This is a genomic window from Algoriphagus jejuensis (genome assembly GCF_039523455.1).
Classification (GTDB): domain Bacteria; phylum Bacteroidota; class Bacteroidia; order Cytophagales; family Cyclobacteriaceae; genus Algoriphagus; species Algoriphagus jejuensis.
Genome location: NZ_BAAAFI010000048.1, coordinates 86,338 through 101,645, shown reverse-complemented (window position 1 = coordinate 101,645; position 15,308 = coordinate 86,338). Strand labels below are relative to the sequence as shown.

Below are 15,308 nucleotides of genomic sequence, written 5' to 3'. Positions count from 1 at the left end.
ACTGCTGTTGAGCTTCCTCCTTTCCCTGATCACTTCCACGATTGCCGTAATGATTTTCCCTTAAGATATTCTTTATAGGGAATGGTATTGGAATGAGTTTTTTCTGGAACTGCATTGACTCTGAGTTCAATAAATTGATTCAGATCGTTTTCTCCTTTTACCAATTCAAATGCATCATACAGCTCTCCCACCGCGGTAAAGGATTCAAATTTCAGTCGATTGCCTTCTAGCGTAATCACTTGAAAAAGCTGGGTATTTTCGGCAGTACGGTCACGCTGTCCTCCTTTTTCGGTCCAATCATCCCCGACATCGTACATTTTCCCACCAGAGACTGACACGACATACACCGTCCCGGTGACATCCTTCATATTCAATCCATTCATTACATTTTCTCCCGGAGCTACTCTACCCCGAGCGTAAGCATGGTCGTGTCCCTGGAGTGCCAAGTCCACTTTATATTTATCAAAAATCGGCTTCCAGAGATTTCGCAGGCCCTCGTTGTCCCTCCCGTTGGAAGCAGAGAACAAGGGATGGTGGTAGCTCACGATTGTCCAGCTTTTGGGGTTTTCCGTCAGGATATCTTCAAGCCAAGATGCCTGAAGCTCATGATCCCTATTGGAATCCAAGAAAATAAACCTTACGTCCTGATAATCCATGTAGTAGGCGGTCTCTTCCAGCCCTTCCGGCCCATTGAGTGGCAATGTAAATTGTGGCTTCCATTGAACAGAGAGGCTCCTTACTTTCTGGTCTGTCTCCTCCTGATTTTTTGCGCGGTATTCATGATTGCCGGGTACTGGCATCGAGGGAATCATGCTATGAATAAAACCTCCCGCAGTAAACCACTCATGCCACTCCTGCTCCCGATGCGCCGTATTGATCAAATCGCCGGCGTGGATGATGAACTTCGAATCCGGAGCCTTCCTGAATCCCTCCCGAATCAATCGAGACCAAAGTTCCAACACGTAATTTTGAGCATCTCCTACATAGAGAAACGAAAACTTGTCATCTGCTTCGGCTGAAGCCGTCTGAAACTGAAACCACTCACTCCAACGCTCCCCATCTCCTACCCGATAGGCATAAGTCGTGTCAGGCAATAAATCTCTGAACTCAACTGAATGGTAATACGAAACCACCTCAGCCGTCGGAACTGCACCGGCATCCATCACCTCCGTCTTCGCTTCAATGGTTTTTCCATTTTTCCAAAACCTAGGTGCTGCCGTGGCTATGGCTATTTCCGCAAAGGCCGGTATGGTATCCGAGTTTGTTCGCCAGGTCACGTTAACCTCCGAGGAAGGATTCTGCCCAAAGTTTAACACAATCCGGTCAGCATACTCGGACGGCTTAGACCAGTCAAAATGAAATTTAGGTTCTTTGTACTCCTTTGTCTCTTGGGCAAAAAGCTGAGTGGTGAAGAAAAATAAAAACGAAGAAGCGAGTAGAATTCTGGAGGACATGAGTAAGAATTGGGTTAAGCAGAAGAGTCGACGATACGGCTAGGACTTCAATCTATTCATTTTTTACGCTTTGTCGAACCGATTCATAAAAATTTACACAGGCTTAAAAATCTGATGACCCTGAGGTAACCTCAACAAAAAAACCGGCGCGAGGCCGGTTTCTATACTTGAGACTTTTTAGCTACTGATCAATTCGTCTTTTTCAGGTTTTCCTTCGCCTGATCAAAAGCCGGATCCAAGGCTATTGCTTCATTGAACGCAGTCTTAGCTTCGGCTTTAGAGTTTTGATCCAAGTAGATCAAGCCTTTTAGGTTAAGGGCGGCAGCTTTCATGCTGATCTCCTGAGTTTCGGTTTGGGACTTCGGAAATCCGATTTTCTCGTCCGCTTTGGCATTTTTCACCAGCATAGTCACCGAGTTCATCGCTTCCTCGTAGCGTTTTAAATTGTACTGGATAAACGCCGATTTGTAAAGGCTGAAATTATCCCCGGTCAGGAGGTAAAGGCTTTCGAAATGTGGCAAGGCCCGATCCAAAGCGCCCAATTGCTCCAGTGAATAGGCGGCAATTTCCAGCGCACCGGTGTTTTTGTCATTGATCTGAAGGATATCCATCGAGACCAAAGCTGCAGAAGGATACTGCTGTGAATCGAAATACAAATTTGCAAGCGCCTCTCGGTAACGGATGACTTCTGGATTGCGGACCATCAGATCAAACAGCTTGGTCTTTGCAATTGTCGGATCGCTGTACGACATCGCGATTTGATAGGCCGCCTGATCCATCGCATTCAGCGTCGCCTTCAATTTCGGGTCCAGTTTGGGCAGTGAGTCATTTGCGGTTTGGGCAGCAAGATTTCCGGCACAAAAGGCCAGTAGCAGCAGGATGAATGTGCGCTTCATTGTTTAATCGTTGTTTTCTTGATGATTTGATTTGTTATCGACAGGAGCTATGCCTTTCTCTCGGGCAATGTCAAACATTAGTTTTCGGGCGGCTTCTGGATTGTTTTGAATTTTGCCCTCCAATATAGCTTCTTTTATTTCTTCCTTGATTTCCCCGACGATTTTAGAGGGAGAAAGACCAAAGATATCCATGATTTCCTCTCCACTGACCGGCGGTTGGAAATTGCGGATCTGATCCTTACCCTCTACTTCTTTCAGCTTTTCTTCGACTTTGTCGAAATTCTCGAGGTAGCGCAAGACTTTTTTGTTGTTTTTGGAAGTGATATCCGCACGGCAAAGCTTCATCAGATCGTCGATGTCATCGCCCGCATCAAATAGCAGTCGCCGCAATGCCGAATCAGTCACTTCTTCTTTGACTAGGGCAATAGGACGAAGGTGCAGCCGCACGAGCTTCTGTACGTATTTCATCCGCTCATCCATTGGCAGCTTCATTCTGCGAAAAATCGAAGGAGTCATGCGTGCACCCTTATCCTCATGGCCGTGAAAAGTCCAACCCACCTTGGGATTGAAGCGTTTGGTTGCCGGCTTGGCGATATCGTGCATGATCGCCGCCCAGCGCAGCCAAAGATCTTCAGTCATCGTGCAGACATTGTCCAGCACCTGTAGGGTGTGGTAGAAATTGTCCTTGTGAGACTTGTCGTCCACCGAGTCTACTCCTTGGAGTTCGACCATTTCGGGAAAAAACTCATGGAGCAGTTTGGAGGCAAAAAGTAACTTGAACCCGTAAGAAGGCTTCGGAGTTTCTACGATTTTGTTGAGCTCGACAATAATCCGCTCGGCGGAAATAATCTGTAGGCGAGGTGCATTCTCTGTAAGCGCAAAAAAGGTATCGGCATCGATGTCGAAGGTGAGTTGCGAAGCAAATCTTACTGCCCGCATCATTCTGAGCGGATCGTCGGAAAAGGTGATTCCAGGCTCCAGTGGCGTCTTGATGAGTTTCCGCTTGATATCACCCACTCCGTCGAACGGATCGATCAATTCCCCATAATTCTCCGGATTGAGCGAAATCGCCATGGCATTGATCGTAAAATCGCGCCGCTCCAAATCCTCTTCCAGTGTCCCGTCTTCGACGATGGGCTTTCTGGATTCCAGTCGGTAGGATTCTTTCCTTGCTCCTACGAACTCTAGCTCCCAGTCTTCCAGTTTGAGCATCGCTGTGCCGAAGTTTTTGAAAACTGACAGCGGAACATGTGAATCAAAAGATCTGGCAACTTCTTGAGCTAAACTGATGCCGCTTCCAACGCAGGTAAAATCAATATCCTTACTCGGCCTATTAAGAATGAGATCTCGGACAAATCCTCCGACCAAATAGGTTTTGATACCCAAACGAGCACCCGCCGCTCCTACTTTTTCAAAAATATCATTCTCGTCTAACTTTGATTTGAAATTCATCGAGCAATCATTTTTACTTCTCCCTCAGGCCCCAAAAACATCTCTTTCGTAGAAGGCCCCAAAAGTGGAAAATACAACTCCGTATGAAAATCAGCTTGCTCCAAGTTCGAATCTATCTTCGAAAGAACCGGCTGTGAGATCGCGAAAAGCAATTTATTCCAGTTGGGCTCTCTGATCAGCGAAAATTGGACATTCCCGTTTTCGCTTGGGCAGTTTTTGATAACCGTATTCACCGGACTGTGGAAAATCGTTGGCTTGTTTCCAAACTCCACGATATCCAGTGAAACTTCCGAAAAAGGCATACATATCGAGCGAATCTGAAACAGGTCAAATAAAAGAACGATCCAATTCTCGCCCATTTCTGGCTTCCAGGCGTCCATCTTCAAAAGTCTCAGGATTTTCCCATTTCCCTCTTTGATAGTTACCTCTCCGTTTTCACGGAAAGTCTTTACAATAGCTTGCTGATCCAAAATCTCAAATTTTGGTGTAAAAATAATCAGATTATCTGTCCCGAGCGGCTAAAATCTGAAACACAAAAAAACCTCCCCTTGATTTGAGGAGGTTCTTTTGAATTCCGAGTTGGTTTAGATTACTCTTTCTCTAATTTTCTGCTGACAAAAAAACTAGTCACTAAGCCCAGTCCGCCAAAGATGAAAATGCACGCTGGAAAAGAAACATCCCCATTCATTCCGCTACTTTCAAGACCTGCACCTACCAGGACACCAATCCCGATACCGATGGCCAATAAGGCCAAATTGAGTACAATTGAACCGATTCCGCCTTTTTTCCCAGTATTGAATAGGGAAGCGTCTGCTCCTTTTTCAATGAGCGCAAGCCGCTCTTTGTTGCGCGTGGTAAGGAATACGTAGACCATTCCGAATATGGCGGAGAAAATGATCAGCGGTATTAAGATTTCTTCTTGCATGTTTTTATGATTTGTTTACCCATTGGATGCGTTCCGGAAAACAAAGGTTACATATGGAGCTAAAAAATATTTTGTAACTTTTTCTGTACTACCTGCATCTAACCACTAAATGCAATTCCTGGAAGACGATCATTACATTACGCTTACCCGCGAGGGTGACATGCAGGCTTTTGGGCAATTGGTACAAAAGCACCAACGCCTAGTCTATACCCTAGCCGTAAGAATGCTAAAAAACCCGGAAGAAGCACAGGAAGCTGCACAGGACACATTTGTAAAGGTCTATCAATCGCTGTCCGGATTTGAAGGCAAATCAAAATTCACCACTTGGATGTATCGCGTGGTCTATAATGAGTGCCTTGCAAGGATGCGAAAAACCAAAAGAAATTTTACCCTGATCGAAGACATTCTGGAAAACGAGCATGACCCTCCTGATTTTCTGGACGGATTGGAGCTCTTACAACGTGCCGAAAGGGCGGCCCTAGTGAAAAAAGGAATTGAAATGCTCAATCCCGCCGAGGCAGCGGCCTTGACCTTGTACTACCTCGACGATCAATCTATCAAAGAAATTTCAACAATTACCGGTAACTCTGAGTCAAATGTGAAAGTCCAGCTTTATAGAGGAAGAAAGCATTTGGAACAAAACCTAAAAAAAATAACCAACAAGGAATTAATTGGGCTGCTATGAATCCTAAAAAAAACGATCCACTTGATTCAATGAAAAGGTGGGTTACAGAAGTCGGCATGGATACGCCAAGAGAAGATTTTCATCTTTCTGTTTTGAAAAAAATCGAAACCCTACCTCCGACGACGGATAGCTATCAACCTGTCATTGCTCCGCTCGGGTGGAAGATGATCTTGGTTTTCATCTCATCTATTGTCGCATGGACGATTTTCTCATCACCCGATTCACGAGAAGCAGGTACACTACTTGATAAATTCCCCCAACTCAAACTTCCGATGCTTCACTTCGATGCGTTTGATATTAACTTTCCAACGCTTGATTTAAGTATTCAATTCCAATTGGGACTTGCTATCTTTTTCATAATGAGTTTTCTAGTATTTGTAAGTAAGCTACGAGACAATCGAGCCGGGGCTTAAACAAAAAAAGACAGCATTTGCTGTCTTTTTTTGTAGGATACTTTCAATTCAATTAGCTCTTCAACCAGTTAATAAAGGTTTGATAACCAACACCAATTTCTCTTGCAAAAGCTGCTTTGGTCTTTTTACCGGCGGCTTCTACCTTTTGCCACTCTTCTACAATCTTGCTTTTCTCAGAATCAGAAAAGGTTCTTCTTTTACCCGAACCCTTTGAAGATGATCCACCGCTCAATGTTGCAATAAGATCAGTCAACTCTCCAACGAATTTTCCATCTGTCAAAAACAATCCAGCTGCCTCAAGCTTTTTGATTACTTCATCTTTTGGATTTACTGGAGTCACTGCAATTCCTCTTGCTGCTGCTTCATGAAGGTCAATTTTTTTACCGTCTGCAGTTACATAGATAAAGCCATCAGTTCTTTTTAGATCAGCAATAGCTTCTTTAATTAGTTCTCTCATTTCTGTGAAGATTTATTTGTGTCAATAAAGATCTGTGCAAGATATAAATAGATTTTTATTGAATAAATAGATTTTAATAAATATTCACAAAATTAAAATTCCACGCTATAGCTAACTCGATAATTAATTCAAAGAGTAGGTCTCTAGCCAAGACTCAATTAGATTTTTTGATTTGAATTCCTGCATCAGTGTGTTAAAATAAGTCTTTTCGAGATGAGGATCCGAAAATGCAGCCTGATACCCTATAAGGTCTATATTCGCCAGAAGTTTCAATAGCAATTCGGGAAATGACCTGAATTCCGGCAAGGAGTTTTCAGTATCAAAGACGAATTGCTCAGTCGACACCTTCAATGAATCTTCAAAATTGAAAGCAAACGTATATTTCACTTCATCGTCATACTCCAACCGAAACAAAACAATAGAATCATGAGCTGAGGTCAGCGTCCCTATCTCTTCCAAACCCTCGGTTAGCTCGATATCCGCCAACAGTGACTCGATCAAAAAATATACAAATTTCTTCCACGCCCGGATTATCTCTCCTCCCAGACCATAACTACTATCAATGTCGAAAAGATAATTTTTATAAACTTCTAGTTCATAATCATTTGCTTTACACAATGTTGTCAATTCAAACCACTCACTACCAAATTGCTCAGAAAGTGGCCAGAAGCAAGCTAATTTTTTATTGGCTAGCACCACCTCTTCAAAAACATGAGAATAGATCTTTTTAATAACATCGACATCATCCTCAAACCTCGTCCAGTCCTGTTCCATTAATAACTTTTCCGGATCCAATGTGACCACCTCGCAACTGTTCATAATCAAGATAGAGGAAGCTTTAGATTCCTTCCCCTGAAGTTGGTCGACTAATACGATACTTTTGTTTCTTAAGTTCATAGCTGTTTCTCCTTTATTTTATTTCTTTTTCTACATTCCAACATTCCGGCTTTCTCTTTTTTGACCTAAATGAATTATATAAAAAAAACTCATCTCTGACTATCCAACTCGCTTGAGATCACTAGGCTAAGATAGATTGGCTAAATCAAACAAAAAATTAAATGACACGTATTGTCGCAAAACACATTGTACTCGACTAGCGTGCACCTCGACTGATAGTGAGATATTCCTCAAAAATGAAATCAGAGAACGGAAGTCAAGTCAGGAAATTTCCCTAATTTTGAGCCCCATAAGATTCCAATCAAAATCACCCGTCTCCATTCTTATGGGCTCATCCACCAAGTACATTTTCATCACCGGAGGTGTTACCTCATCCCTCGGAAAAGGCATCATTGCCGCCTCATTGGGCAGACTGCTGCTAGCCAGAGGATTTTCTGTAACCATCCAAAAATTCGATCCCTACCTCAACATTGATCCTGGGACGCTCAATCCATACGAACACGGGGAATGCTACGTGACTGATGACGGCGCAGAGACCGATTTGGACTTAGGCCATTATGAGCGTTTTTTGAATGTGACTACGTCGCAGAGTAACAACATCACCACCGGCAGGATCTATAACAACGTCATCACGAAAGAGCGAAAAGGTGAATTCTTGGGAAAAACTGTTCAAGTGATTCCCCACATTACCGACGAAATCAAAACCAGTTTTTACAAATTAGGTGAAGACGGCAAATACGACGTCGTCATCACCGAAATAGGAGGATGCGTCGGCGACATCGAATCTTTACCATTCATCGAAGCAGTACGTCAGGCACGGTGGGACCTTGGCCCAAACAACTTTTTGGTGATCCACTTGACGCTGATTCCCTATCTCAGCGCTGCCAAAGAACTAAAAACTAAGCCTACGCAGCACTCTGTAAAGCAACTGCTGGAAGCGGGAATTCAGCCAGACATCCTCGTCTGCCGTACAGAGCACCATCTACCGGTAGATGTCAAGAAAAAACTCGCGCTATTCTGCAACGTACAGCTAAACAGCGTAATCGAGGCGATGGATGCCGAATCGATCTATGATGTGCCGCTTTTGATGAAAAAAGAAAAGCTTGACGAGCGCGTCATGTCAAAGTTGAAACTGACTTCAAAAACCAACACAGACCTGGACCAGTGGAAGGATTTTTTGGGCAGACTTAAAAATCCAACTCAGGAAGTCACCATCGGATTGATCGGCAAATACGTCTCCCTGCCAGATTCCTATAAATCTATCATCGAATCTTTCATCCACGCCGGCGCGGCTGTAGAGTGCAAGGTTCATTTGAAACTCATTTCTTCAGAAGAAATTCATACCGACAACTTCGAAACAAAGTTCAGCGAACTGGATGGTATCTTAGTCGCTCCTGGATTTGGAGAAAGAGGGTTTGAGGGAAAGATTGAAACGGTGAAATATGCCCGTGAGAATAAGATTCCATTCTTTGGCATCTGTCTCGGGATGCAAGTAGCTGTCATTGAATTTGCCAGAAACGTCCTAGGACTACAAGGCGCCACCTCTACCGAAATGGATCCAAACACGGCGCATCCCGTAATCGGCCTCATGGAGGAGCAAAAGAAAATCGATCAAATGGGTGGAACTATGCGATTGGGTTCGTATGCTTGCGACCTCAAAAAAGGAAGCAAGGCGGCTCAGGCCTACGGCAAGACCAAAATTCATGAACGCCACCGCCATAGATATGAGTTTAACAACGCCTACTTAGAGCAGGTAGAAAATTCAGGATTGTTTGCCACCGGCAAAAATCCAGACACTGGACTGGTAGAAATCATGGAGCTGAAAAACCACCCTTGGTTTATGGGTGTTCAGTTCCATCCAGAATACAAAAGCACCGCCCTGAATCCTCAGCCGCTGTTTGTCAAGTTCATTCAGGCAGCCATAGACAACAAAAAAGTAAAGTAATTGAATTGCGCTAAGTCATTTAGCAAGGAAAAAAACATCCATGGATAAAAATCAAGCAACTGGTTTGATACTCTTCGCAGCGGTCATTCTGGTCTATTCGCTCTTTTTTGCGAGCAGCCCCGAACTCCCGGCTGTGGAAGAAACCCTCCCCCAGACTGAATCACAGATTTCGGCGACCGTTCAGGATTCACCTACAGACGTACTTCCAGATAGTTTGATAGACGCACAGCGTACATCAAGATTTGGATTGCTTGCTCCCCTCACAACAGGAACTGCGTCGGACATCGTACTGGAAAACGACAAAATAAGCGTCACACTCTCCTCCAAGGGCGCCGAGATCAAACAGGTCATCCTCAAGGAGTACAAAAGCTGGGATCAGCAGCCGCTTGCGCTACTGGACGAGCAAAGTTCCAACATGAGTTTCACGCTGGAAAGCACCAAAGGAAACGTAAACATGGCAGATCTCTACTTCAGTCCAGAACTGACTGAGGTAGCAAATGAAGGCGTCAAAACCCAGACCCTTACTCTTTCGGCAAGGACAGGCGCCGGACAGATCGTCCACACCTTTTCCCTCGAAGATGGAAGCTATGTCGTAAAAAAGAGGATGGAAATCGATCGTTTTCAGGGGCTCTTTACTGGCAACGCCTTAAATCTGACTTGGGAAGATCAGGTCAAAGCTCAGGAAAAAGACCTTGGAGAATCCAGGCGACAAACAAGACTCAACTATTACCTAGCGTCAGAATCATATGAAAATCTCGGCGCGGGCAATGACCCAGAAGAAGAGCAGGCTGCTGAACCCGTGAAATGGATCGGCTTTAGCCAGCGCTTTTTCACCGCCGGCATTATCGCAGATTCTGTGTTCCAAAATGTAAGTCTGGCCCAAACCACTCCGACAGATTCTTCGATCGTCCGATCTATGAAAGCTTCGTTGGCCATTCCTCTGGAAAATGGCAGGGCAGATTTTAGTTTCTATTTCGGCCCGGATAAATACAACACCCTGAAAAAAGTAACCGATGGCTTCGAAGAAAACGTCGACATGGGCTACTTCTTTGTCAGCTGGGTCAACAAATACATTGTCGTTCACTTGTTCCAGTTTCTGGAAAAATACTTCAACAACTACGGAATCATCATCATCCTGATCGTCTTGATGATCAAGCTCGCCCTGTCCCCGCTGACGTACAAATCCTACATCGGAATGGCGAAGATGCGGGTGATCAAGCCTGAGATCGACGAGCTGAAAGAGAAATATGGAGATGACGCGACTAAGATGCAGCAGGAGCAGATGAAGCTCTTCTCGCAGCTGGGTGTAAGTCCGATTTCAGGATGTCTTCCTCTGGTGCTGCAGATGCCATTTCTGTTTGCGATGTTCTTCTTTTTCCCAAATGCCGTAGAACTCCGTCAAGAATCATTCCTGTGGGCTAATGACCTGTCGACTTACGATGAGTTTATCAAGTTGCCGTTCACTATTCCGTTCTATGGATCCCACGTCAGCTTGTTCACTTTGCTGATGACTGTCTCACAGATTATTTACACCCATTTCAACAATCAGTTGACGACCGCCACCGGGCCAATGAAAAACCTGGGCTATATCATGCCAGTGATGTTTATGTTTATCTTAAACTCCTACCCGGCCGGATTGAGCTTCTATTACTTCGTCTCCAACGTCGTTACATTTGGTCAGCAGGCGCTGATCAAGCTCTTTGTGGATGATGCTAAAATCCGTGCGAAAGTGGACGAAAGCAAGGTCAAAAACGTAAACAAGAAGAAATCTAAGTTTCAACAGAAGCTGGAAGATGCAATGAAAGCTGCAGACAACAACCGAAAAAAATAACAAAAAAGGAGCTTTGAAAGGAGCTCTTTTTTTTGCGCAGCGATCTATCGAAATGCCTCAAAATGAATCCCGCTAATCTTCTGTCTTTAAATATTTTAACGGACTCTCACCTCGCCCCCAGGCCAAAAAAAGAAAAACCTACCAAAGGAAAAGACCTGAATTTGATTAATATTGAAGTCAAATTACCCTCTAACTAAACCATGGGAAAAATAATTGCCATAGCCAACCAGAAAGGCGGAGTGGGTAAAACCACCACCGCCATGAACTTGGCCGCCAGCCTAGCTGTATTGGAGTTCAAAACCCTGGTCATCGATGCTGATCCTCAGGCCAACACTACCTCAGGCCTAGGACATGATCCAAAAGCGATCGACACCAGCATCTACGAGTGCATGGTCGATGGGACAGACGTCAAAGACATCATCCTCAAAACCTCCATCGATCACTTGGAGCTCGTTCCCTCTCACATAGACTTGGTCGGTGCGGAAGTGGAAATGATCAATATGGAAAACCGGGAGGAAAAAATGAAAGAAGTCATCTCTTCGTTGAAAGAGCTCTACGACTTTATCATCATCGATTGCTCGCCATCCTTGGGTCTACTTACTATCAATGCGCTTACAGCTGCCAATTCGGTAATCATTCCGGTGCAGTGCGAATATTTTGCCTTGGAAGGTTTGGGTAAATTGCTCAACACGATCAAGATCATTCAGACTCGACTTAATCAAGATCTGGAAATAGAAGGTATACTACTGACCATGTATGATGTCCGTCTGAGACTATCCAACCAAGTAGTGGATGAGGTAAGACTACATTTCAAAAACATGGTATTTGATACGATTATACCTAGAAATGTCCGGCTCTCCGAATCTCCAAGCTTTGGCTTGCCGGTCATTGCGTTTGACGCTGAAGGAAAAGGTTCCATCGCGTATCTTAATCTGGCCGGGGAAATAGCCCAGAAAAACGACCTTCAAAAAGTGATTAATTAAGCATGGCAGATAATAAACCCAACCGAAAAAGTGCATTAGGAAGAGGACTTGGAGCACTGCTGGAAGACAGCCCGGCAAAGCACAAATCCTCGGACATCCTCCCAGAGATCGCGCGAGCAGGTATTTTCGAAATTCCACTTACAGAAATTCAAGTCAATCCTTTCCAGCCGAGAGTTTATTTCGATAAAGACGCGCTTCAGGAATTGGCGGACTCCATCCTCGTGCAGGGGATCATTCAGCCGATCACTGTCCGAAAGCTGGCTCCCAACGAGTATCAACTGATCTCGGGAGAGCGTCGTTTTCAGGCGTCCAAGCTTGCCGGTTTGACTCAGATTCCTGCATATGTACGCACTGCCAACGACCAGCAAATGTTGGAAATGGCACTGATCGAAAACATCCAACGGGAAAATCTGAATGCCCTTGAAATCGCGCACTCCTACCAGCGCCTCCTTGCCGAGTGTAATCTGAAGCAAGAAGAACTCGGAGATCGGGTCGGTAAAAATAGGACCACCGTCAACAACTACCTCCGCCTTCTGAAGTTGCCTCCCACCATTCAGGCAGCTATCCGAGACCAGCAACTCTCCATGGGCCACGCCCGAGCGCTGATCAACGTGGAAGATGTAGACAAGCAATTGGCCATCTTCAATAAGGCCGTAGAGGAAGAATTAAGCGTCCGCAAAGTTGAAGCGCTGGTAAAGGCGCTCAGTGAGGGCAAGCAAAAAGAAACCTCGGAAAAAGGGATCGACCCAGTCCGCAAATACGAGATAAACAAAATCCAACAACGTCTGGCTTCTCACTTTGGGACTAAAGTGGGTTTGAAAGCTGATGATAAAAACCGCGGAGAGATCAAAATACCATTTAATTCGGCTACAGACCTCAACAGGATCCTCGAAATCCTCGAAATTATTTAAAGATTGGACGCCTCGTTTTTCGATACTGGATCAAAACTCAAGACCCCATGGATTTTCCTGGGGCTTTTGCTTTTGGTAATTTCCCTGTCAAGCCCGGCGTTTTCCCAAGATCAGACCGAAGCAGATACGGCCGTGTCCAGACAGAGCGAAAAAAAGGAAAAGCCTGATTATTCCTCACTTCCTAAAAATCCAAAAAAGGCTACAATCCTCTCTGCGATTCTTCCAGGAGCCGGCCAAGTGTACAATGGGAAGGCGTGGAAAGTCCCTCTGCTCTATGCAGGCTTTATGACAGACATCTACTTCATCGGCTACAATAATAAGCGGTATCAGACTTTTCGAGAGGCACTTTTTGCCTATGACGACGGCGATCAAAGTCAATTCCCCTCACTCAATAGAGAGGCTTTGGTGCGAAACGTGGACTATTGGCGGCAAAATCGAGACTTGACGATTTTATTACTGCTAGGCATCTACGCGCTAAACCTCATCGATGCCAATGTCGACGCCCACCTCTCGGGATTTGACATTTCCGATGACTTAGCTCTTAAATTTGAACCAAATGTGGGTACTTTCGCATCGTCAAGCACTACCATGGGACTAACACTGAAATTACAATTCAAATAATGAACATACTTATCCTCGGATATGGCAAGATGGGCAAGATCATCGGCGAAATCGCTGAGTCAAGGGGTCATTCGCTAGCAGCCAAAATCAATATAGATAACCGTGACGAGCTGAACGATCTAGATGCATCAACGATTGACGTCGCGATCGAATTTAGCCAACCCGAAGCCGCCGTCGAAAACATCGCCTGGGCCATGGAGCGCGCAATACCGGTCGTTTCCGGCACCACCGGATGGCTCTCACGCAAGACCGAAATCGAAAAATTGACCGCCGACCAAAACGGTGCTTTCTTCTACGCATCTAACTACAGCATTGGAGTCAACATTTTCTTCAAGGTCAATGAGTTTTTGGCCAAGCTGATGAACGAAACCAGTGGCTACAAAGCAACTTTGGAAGAGATCCATCACACGGAAAAAAAGGACGCTCCATCCGGCACGGCAATCACCCTTGCCGAAGGAATATTCAAAAACGTGGAGCAGCTAAACGACTGGCACTTGGTCGGACAATCGACCGAAAATGAACAGTCTTTGCCCATCACCGCCAAGCGGATCGACCCCGCTCCAGGAACCCATATTGTCCGCTACAGCTCTGAAATCGACGAAATTGAGATCACCCATACCGCGCATAGCCGACAGGGCTTCGCCCTTGGCGCAGTTTTAGTTGCTGAGTGGATCCAAGGCCGAAAAGGAGTGCTTTCCATGGACGATTTTCTATCTTTCTGAATCAAATAGTAACTCATGAGTCAATCTAAAAAGAAAAAATCAGCAACCCGCGAATGGCTGGATGCGCTGGTTTTTGCCGTAGTCGCAGCAAGCTTAATCCGTTGGCTCCTGCTCGAACCCTTTACGATTCCCACCGCCTCCATGGAAAAATCCCTCCTGGTTGGCGATTTCCTTTTCGTTAGTAAGATGCACTACGGAACCAGAATTCCGAAAACCGTCCTTCAGGTTCCTTTGACCCACCAGAAAATCTGGGGAACCGAAATCCCCTCTTATTCCGAAGCCATTCAACTGCCTTATTACCGGCTTCCTGGCTTCAGTGATGTGGAAAGGAATGACGTGGTCGTGTTCAACTACCCGGTGGAGTTCCAATATCCAAGCGACTTAAAAACCAATTACATCAAACGTGCGGTCGGAATCTCCGGTGACATAATCGAAGTCAAGGAAGGCGAATTGATCGTGAACGGTGAAGCATCCCCGAAACCGGAGGAGATGCAATATTCCTACGACTTGATTTCAAACCGTCCCCTAACCTCCGAGTTCCTTGCAGAATACGGCATCAATCCCGATAGCTTCATGGCCTTTTCCAACGGCTCCGGCTACATGGTTTTTGGCACAGATCAAATGATCGAAAAACTGAAAAAATCACCCGTAGTGGAGTCCATCACCAAGCGCCTTGAAGGTCCGGGAATGAATGACTCGATGATCTTCCCAAATGGCTCCAATTACGGTTGGAATCGAGACAATTTTGGCCCCCTTCAAGTCCCAGCTTTAGGTTGGGAAATAGAAATGACGCCTGACAATGTGCTCCGCTATGGTTTTACAATTGAAAGTTACGAAGGACACGAGCAGGTTGACATCCGAGAGGGCGAGCTGTTTATTGACGGACAGAAAGTCGAAAATTACACCTTCACGCAGAACTACTATTTCATGATGGGTGACAACCGACATGATTCCCTGGATTCAAGATTCTGGGGTTTTGTGCCCGAAGATCACATTGTAGGCAAAGCTTGGTTCCTCTGGCTTTCCTTGGACAAGTACGAGTCCATGTTTGGAAAAATTCGCTGGAACCGATTCTTCAAAGGAATCAACTAAACAAAAGTCCCGGAGTGATTCGGG

At 45.2% G+C, this 15,308-nt stretch carries 16 protein-coding genes; 9 read left to right on the top strand and 7 right to left on the bottom strand.

Annotated elements, in window-relative coordinates; all coding sequences use genetic code 11:
• Positions 1-29 precede the first annotated feature (29 nt).
• The 5 genes from ABD031_RS20515 to ABD031_RS20495 form a co-directional block, all read right to left on the bottom strand.
• Entirely contained in the window at positions 30-1,454 is a 1,425-nt protein-coding gene (locus ABD031_RS20515) for a purple acid phosphatase family protein (RefSeq protein ID WP_343854719.1), read from the bottom strand.
• A 188-nt stretch (positions 1,455-1,642) separates the two neighbouring features.
• The gene (locus ABD031_RS20510) at positions 1,643-2,350 is read right to left on the bottom strand and encodes a tetratricopeptide repeat protein (RefSeq protein WP_343854718.1); all 708 of its coding nucleotides are present in this window, start codon (positions 2,348-2,350) and stop codon (positions 1,643-1,645) included.
• Between the two features lie 3 nt (positions 2,351-2,353).
• Complete coding sequence (locus tag ABD031_RS20505) at positions 2,354-3,802, bottom strand: CCA tRNA nucleotidyltransferase (RefSeq protein ID WP_343854716.1); 1,449 nt, start codon at positions 3,800-3,802, stop codon at positions 2,354-2,356.
• Positions 3,799-4,272 carry a hypothetical protein gene (locus tag ABD031_RS20500; protein ID WP_343854715.1) on the bottom strand — a complete coding sequence of 158 codons (474 nt, stop codon included), beginning with the start codon at positions 4,270-4,272 and terminating at the stop codon, positions 3,799-3,801. The genes ABD031_RS20505 and ABD031_RS20500 overlap by 4 nt, the downstream gene beginning before the upstream one ends.
• 119 nt (positions 4,273-4,391) lie before the next feature.
• Entirely contained in the window at positions 4,392-4,727 is a 336-nt protein-coding gene (locus tag ABD031_RS20495; RefSeq protein WP_343854712.1) for a DUF6249 domain-containing protein, read from the bottom strand.
• 109 nt (positions 4,728-4,836) lie between these two features.
• Here ABD031_RS20495 and ABD031_RS20490 point away from each other — a divergent pair, with 109 nt between their 5' ends.
• Positions 4,837-5,412: an RNA polymerase sigma factor gene (locus ABD031_RS20490; protein WP_343854710.1), complete on the top strand. Its 576-nt coding sequence runs from the start codon at positions 4,837-4,839 to the stop codon at positions 5,410-5,412.
• A complete protein-coding gene (locus ABD031_RS20485) occupies positions 5,409-5,825 on the top strand; it encodes a hypothetical protein (protein ID WP_343854708.1) in 417 nt (138 codons plus the stop codon). Before ABD031_RS20490 ends, ABD031_RS20485 begins: the two co-directional genes overlap by 4 nt.
• 52 nt (positions 5,826-5,877) lie before the next feature.
• On the opposite strand, the gene ABD031_RS20480 is transcribed toward ABD031_RS20485, so the two are convergent.
• Entirely contained in the window at positions 5,878-6,282 is a 405-nt protein-coding gene (locus ABD031_RS20480; protein ID WP_343854706.1) for a hypothetical protein, read from the bottom strand.
• A 123-nt stretch (positions 6,283-6,405) separates the two neighbouring features.
• A complete protein-coding gene (locus ABD031_RS20475; RefSeq protein ID WP_343854704.1) occupies positions 6,406-7,179 on the bottom strand; it encodes a hypothetical protein in 774 nt (257 codons plus the stop codon).
• 325 nt (positions 7,180-7,504) lie between these two features.
• Between ABD031_RS20475 and pyrG the strand changes: the two genes are divergently transcribed.
• From pyrG to lepB, 7 genes are all read left to right on the top strand, one after another.
• Positions 7,505-9,124 carry a CTP synthase gene (gene pyrG, locus ABD031_RS20470; RefSeq protein WP_343854703.1) on the top strand — a complete coding sequence of 540 codons (1,620 nt, stop codon included), beginning with the start codon at positions 7,505-7,507 and terminating at the stop codon, positions 9,122-9,124.
• 40 nt (positions 9,125-9,164) lie between these two features.
• Positions 9,165-10,955, top strand: a complete 1,791-nt coding sequence (yidC, locus tag ABD031_RS20465) for a membrane protein insertase YidC (RefSeq protein WP_343854701.1) — start codon at positions 9,165-9,167, stop codon at positions 10,953-10,955.
• A gap of 200 nt (positions 10,956-11,155) precedes the next feature.
• A complete protein-coding gene (locus ABD031_RS20460; protein ID WP_343854699.1) occupies positions 11,156-11,938 on the top strand; it encodes a ParA family protein in 783 nt (260 codons plus the stop codon).
• A 2-nt stretch (positions 11,939-11,940) separates the two neighbouring features.
• Positions 11,941-12,849: a ParB/RepB/Spo0J family partition protein gene (locus tag ABD031_RS20455; RefSeq protein WP_343854698.1), complete on the top strand. Its 909-nt coding sequence runs from the start codon at positions 11,941-11,943 to the stop codon at positions 12,847-12,849.
• Between the two features lie 3 nt (positions 12,850-12,852).
• The gene (locus tag ABD031_RS20450) at positions 12,853-13,470 is read left to right on the top strand and encodes a DUF5683 domain-containing protein (RefSeq protein WP_343854696.1); all 618 of its coding nucleotides are present in this window, start codon (positions 12,853-12,855) and stop codon (positions 13,468-13,470) included.
• The gene (gene dapB / locus ABD031_RS20445; RefSeq protein WP_343854695.1) at positions 13,470-14,192 is read left to right on the top strand and encodes a 4-hydroxy-tetrahydrodipicolinate reductase; all 723 of its coding nucleotides are present in this window, start codon (positions 13,470-13,472) and stop codon (positions 14,190-14,192) included. Before ABD031_RS20450 ends, dapB begins: the two co-directional genes overlap by 1 nt.
• 15 nt (positions 14,193-14,207) lie before the next feature.
• A complete protein-coding gene (lepB, locus tag ABD031_RS20440; RefSeq protein ID WP_343854693.1) occupies positions 14,208-15,284 on the top strand; it encodes a signal peptidase I in 1,077 nt (358 codons plus the stop codon).
• Positions 15,285-15,308: the final 24 nt, after the last annotated feature.

Coding starts and splice junctions, on each gene's coding strand:
- ABD031_RS20515 (WP_343854719.1), bottom strand. CDS start 1,454: ATGTCCTCCAGAATTCTACTCGCTTCTTCGTTTTTATTTTTCTTCACC.
- ABD031_RS20510 (WP_343854718.1), bottom strand. CDS start 2,350: ATGAAGCGCACATTCATCCTGCTGCTACTGGCCTTTTGTGCCGGAAAT.
- ABD031_RS20505 (WP_343854716.1), bottom strand. CDS start 3,802: ATGAATTTCAAATCAAAGTTAGACGAGAATGATATTTTTGAAAAAGTA.
- ABD031_RS20495 (WP_343854712.1), bottom strand. CDS start 4,727: ATGCAAGAAGAAATCTTAATACCGCTGATCATTTTCTCCGCCATATTC.
- ABD031_RS20490 (WP_343854710.1), top strand. CDS start 4,837: ATGCAATTCCTGGAAGACGATCATTACATTACGCTTACCCGCGAGGGT.
- ABD031_RS20485 (WP_343854708.1), top strand. CDS start 5,409: ATGAATCCTAAAAAAAACGATCCACTTGATTCAATGAAAAGGTGGGTT.
- ABD031_RS20480 (WP_343854706.1), bottom strand. CDS start 6,282: ATGAGAGAACTAATTAAAGAAGCTATTGCTGATCTAAAAAGAACTGAT.
- ABD031_RS20475 (WP_343854704.1), bottom strand. CDS start 7,179: ATGAACTTAAGAAACAAAAGTATCGTATTAGTCGACCAACTTCAGGGG.
- pyrG (WP_343854703.1), top strand. CDS start 7,505: ATGGGCTCATCCACCAAGTACATTTTCATCACCGGAGGTGTTACCTCA.
- yidC (WP_343854701.1), top strand. CDS start 9,165: ATGGATAAAAATCAAGCAACTGGTTTGATACTCTTCGCAGCGGTCATT.
- ABD031_RS20460 (WP_343854699.1), top strand. CDS start 11,156: ATGGGAAAAATAATTGCCATAGCCAACCAGAAAGGCGGAGTGGGTAAA.
- ABD031_RS20455 (WP_343854698.1), top strand. CDS start 11,941: ATGGCAGATAATAAACCCAACCGAAAAAGTGCATTAGGAAGAGGACTT.
- dapB (WP_343854695.1), top strand. CDS start 13,470: ATGAACATACTTATCCTCGGATATGGCAAGATGGGCAAGATCATCGGC.
- lepB (WP_343854693.1), top strand. CDS start 14,208: ATGAGTCAATCTAAAAAGAAAAAATCAGCAACCCGCGAATGGCTGGAT.